The following is a 4,225-nucleotide window of genomic DNA, read 5'->3' on the forward strand; positions in this document are numbered from 1 at the left end:
AAAGTCCCTGCCATGCCGCTCGTGATTATTTTTGCAGCTTATGCTTTGGTTAAGCCGGTCTCTTCTCATGCAACTTCAAGCTCCCCCGGCAGAACCGGTAAAAATTGAGCCTAGCCAAGCGGATCAACTGTTTCGGATAACCTCATAGATAGCGGGGTCGTCATTTCCTGGATGCCAGATAGCGATTCCATGGAGATTTAACTGTTTAACGATTTCCAGGAGTGTCTTAAAGTTCCGGGCATTAGTAAACCATACTTCATGCGGGATATCAGTATTGGACGTGTAATTGTAATGGGGACCATTCTGAGAGTCTTCAATAATTGGGACATTAAACGTCTTTGCTGTGTTCATGGCATCTTGATAGGAAACTGCTGTTCTTCTCGTTCCCCAATCATACCCATAAGTGGGTAATCCGGCTTCCAACTTTTCGCGGGGAATTACCGTGACAGCATAGGTGAAAACTTGTTTTACCCAATTAGCCGGAGCTATGGGTCCGGGAGTTGTATAGCTATATTCGTAGGCCATGATGCGGACAGTATCGACAACTTGCCCTATGCCATAATAGTCTTGGGCAGTTGCGCCGCTCGTATTACCGGTGGAGTTTGTCTTAGCCATAAGTGTAGCTACAACTTTTTTGTTAACCCCTAAAGCGGTTTTCAGCTCACGCAAGAAAAGGACGAAAACCTCTTTGTCTGTCACTAAGAGATTTTCATAATCAATTTCGATGCCGGCGTAGCCCATTTGAGATACTTTATTGACGATAGCTTGGATGTGCTTGTGGCGGAGAGCAGGGTCATTGAGGATGGCGGAGAGGGGCTGGCTCTGGTAATTATTAGTGATCAGGGGAACGATATCCATCCCGTGACTTTTAGAGTAGTTAATGATTGTAGGGTCTTCACCGTTCGTAAGGACATTTAGGCCTCCATCAGAGGTCAGTTCATACCAAAAGGGAGATAGCGTGGTAAAGAGGTCGGGGTTGTTTTGAACCACGGCGAAGGCTTCAGCTTGAAGCCAGTAAGGAATCCAGGCTGCAACGGATCGTTTGCGGGTAGTCTGCGGAATTCGAATTTGTTGTCCAATGTATAGTTTGTTTGGGTCAACTCCAGGATTTGCAGCGATTAAACTTGCCAGCGGAATTCCATAAGTTTGGGCCAACTTATAAAAGGTATCCCCAGACTTAATAATATAGGGTATAGTTCCAGGCAGGGACGGACTTTTTTGCAATTCATTATAAGTAATAGGACCTACTATTCCATCGGGCTTTAGCCCACGGGCGGTTTGAAATTGGATTACTGCCTTCAAAGTCATGGGACCGAAAATCCCGTCAATCGGACCCGGATTATAGCCCCAGGTTTTTAAGCGCGTTTGAACTTCAGCAACATCTGAACCGCGCATGCCTTGTTTTAAGAGCCGCATATCTTTTTCACTCCTCAAAGATACGTTTACCAGAACTATTGTATTCAGTCTGAGTAGTAATCTGTGACAGAGGTACGCATGGAAATTTGGGCTACTTTCACTCCGTGCTGTCATTAAAATAAGAGTCTGTTATAATAAACGGTGATCGCATTAACATGAGAAAGCGAGCAAGAGTGAAATTTTACTCAGGAAAAAGACGGAAAAGAGGGTTATCTTACGTGCCAAAGAGGATCAATGGATAGGCGGCGGCTTAGTTTTGACGGGGATAATTTTATTAAACTGGAGGCGTAATGGTGAACAAAGCAAAGAAAATATTTATCAAGAACGGTCAAATTAAAACGATGGCCGGACGTGAATTTGCTGGGAGTATTCTGGTCGAGGGAACAAAAATTACGGCGCTCGGGGAAACTTTGGACGTTGACGTTCAAGGGGATACAGTGGTGATCGATGCAATGGGGTGTCTCGTGTTGCCAGGGTTTATTGATGCGCATTGTCATGTAGGAATTGGAGAAGAGATCTATCGGTGGGAAGGGGAAGACTATAACGAAATGACGGATCCTGTGACACCGGACATGCGGGCGATTGATGGCATTAACCCTGAAGATGAGGGTTTCCGTGATGCCCGTTTGGGTGGGGTTACGGCTGTCTTTACAGTTCCGGGGAGTGCGAATGTCGTTGGGGGAACCGGAGTTGTTATCAAGACGGCAGGTATTATCGTTGATAAGATGATTGTGCGCGATCCCGCCGGTTTGAAAATCGCTTTTGGGGAAAACCCCAAGATGGTTTACGGCGAACAAAAGAAAATGCCCATGACCAGGATGGGAACGGCAGCACTCCTTCGACAGGCCTTAGCGGATGCCCGGACGTATAAGGATAAAATTGAGCAAGGTGAGTCTGAGCCCGATAAACTCCCAGAGCGGGATCTAGGTTTAGAAGTTCTCGTCAAAGTAATTAACCGCGAAATTCCTCTGCGGGCTCATGCCCATCGTGCAGATGACATTATGACGGCGATTCGGATAGCTCGGGAATTCAACGTGGATCTGGTAATTGAACACTGTACGGAAGGGCACAAAATTGCGGAAGAATTGGCTGAACTGGGCTATCCGGCAGTGGTGGGGCCATTACTGGCTAACCGTTCAAAAGTTGAGCTTAAGGATAAATCCTTTCAAACGCCGGGCATATTAGCCAAAGCGGGGGTTAAGGTGGCCATAATGACCGACCATTCCGTGACCCCGATTGAACAACTGCCGCTCTGTGCGGCCTTAGCGTGCAAAGCAGGGATGGAGATGGAGGAAGCTTTACGGGCCGTAACGATTAATCCGGCGGAAATACTGGGTGTGTCAGATCGAATGGGGTCTCTGGAAGCCGGGAAAGATGCGGACATTGTTATTTGGAGTGAACATCCGTTTAGTATCTCCTCGCGTCCTCTCTATGTAATCATTAATGGTGAGATCGTTTGCCCGGAGTCTGGGGAAGTACTTTCCTAAAGAATTTCCTTCGTGAATATCCACGAATGGGNATTTCTTTGCCTTGACCCGATCCAACCCAGCCACTGCTACTGTTTGTATTTAAGTGTTGATGCAAAAAGACAAAAACAGGCTTACCCTTTTCGTATTTTTCCGCCAGTATCTCTCTCAACCAGTTTTGCTGGTCTTTTGAGATATAAGCTCTTACTGAGTCTAAAGTCTCAGAGTTTCCATCCTCAGAGCCTAAGGAAATAAAATGATACCCACTAAGCCAAGTATCATGATAGACTTTTTCTTCCCCGGCAAATTCTAAATATCGATTGATGAAGGTTTTTACGTCTTCCGAGGTATTCATTTTAACTTCATAATTAAAGAACTCATGATTACCAATATTTTTAATCATTACGGGAGGAAGGGACGTCTTATTTTTTTCAAGCGTCTTCTTCATTGAATCATACTGCTTACTTAATCCTTGATCAACCGTATCTCCATTTAATATGAGCGCATGCATCCCTGGGTTTATTGCGTATAAATCCTCGATAGCAGTTTGGAAATTGTCGATATTTTCATGAATATCTCCTAGAACTGCAAAGGCGAGATCAACGGCCGGAATATTTGCAGCAACTGCTTGGTTCGGAGTATCTGAAGGCTGTTCCTGAAGAAGTGCCGTTCCAATTCCAAGAAGCAATAAGATAACGACTGCGAGACCGAATTTTTTTTTCATAATGGGTTATATATTCTCCCTTCGAAGACGATCAAAATCAGGTCTTTCCACTCGTTATTATTATGCACATTCTTAAAGGCATAAATGTATTAAGAATGAACTCAACCGAAGGTAGAGTAAAAGAATGGTGAGTATCCCTTTGGATTGGCGCACTTCTTAAAAGGGGGTATAATAATGATGTCTGTCTCAAGGAGGAGAAGGGTAGCATGAACTTTAGAGTTACGAGTGCAACAGTTGAGCAAACGCGAGGGTGGGGAAAACAACTGGGCGGGTACTTGCGGGGCGGAGATGTTGTTGCGTTGATCGGGGATCTGGGTGCCGGAAAGACGGCCTTTGCGCAAGGGGTAGGCGAAGCATTCGGTATCAAAGGCCCCGTGACTAGCCCGACCTTTACCTTAATACATGAGTATTCAGGACGAATTAAGGGCTCAGAAGTGCGTTTGGTTCATATGGATCTATATCGGTTACAATATCCGGAAGAGGCGGAAGTGATTGGAGTGGGAGATGCGTTCCAGGAAGATGCCGTTTGTCTCATTGAATGGCCGGATATTATTGAAGACTTTTTGCCGGAAGATCGCTTAATCGTCGAGATTCTGGGGAGTGGAGAACAGTTGCGGGA

4 protein-coding genes are annotated in these 4,225 nt (G+C 45.5%); 2 read left to right on the forward strand and 2 right to left on the reverse strand.

Features of this window, described 5'->3' with window-relative positions:
* Positions 1 to 123: 123 nt before the first annotated feature.
* The gene (locus AC6I5A_RS13410) at positions 124 to 1,416 is read right to left on the reverse strand and encodes a glycosyl hydrolase family 18 protein (protein WP_034617031.1); all 1,293 of its coding nucleotides are present in this window, start codon (positions 1,414 to 1,416) and stop codon (positions 124 to 126) included.
* 290 nt (positions 1,417 to 1,706) lie between these two features.
* Here AC6I5A_RS13410 and AC6I5A_RS13415 point away from each other — a divergent pair, with 290 nt between their 5' ends.
* Positions 1,707 to 2,903, forward strand: a complete 1,197-nt coding sequence (locus AC6I5A_RS13415) for an amidohydrolase (RefSeq protein ID WP_034617034.1) — start codon at positions 1,707 to 1,709, stop codon at positions 2,901 to 2,903.
* Here the strand turns inward: AC6I5A_RS13415 and AC6I5A_RS13420 are convergent.
* Positions 2,857 to 3,606, reverse strand: a complete 750-nt coding sequence (locus AC6I5A_RS13420) for a metallophosphoesterase (RefSeq protein WP_052168109.1) — start codon at positions 3,604 to 3,606, stop codon at positions 2,857 to 2,859. The genes AC6I5A_RS13415 and AC6I5A_RS13420 overlap by 47 nt on opposite strands.
* A gap of 206 nt (positions 3,607 to 3,812) precedes the next feature.
* Between AC6I5A_RS13420 and tsaE the strand changes: the two genes are divergently transcribed.
* Positions 3,813 to 4,225 (forward strand): tRNA (adenosine(37)-N6)-threonylcarbamoyltransferase complex ATPase subunit type 1 TsaE (gene tsaE, locus AC6I5A_RS13425; RefSeq protein WP_034617036.1); only part of this gene is annotated, 413 nt, incomplete at its 3' end.

The sequence above is a fragment of the Desulfosporosinus sp. Tol-M2 genome, from assembly GCF_059735615.1.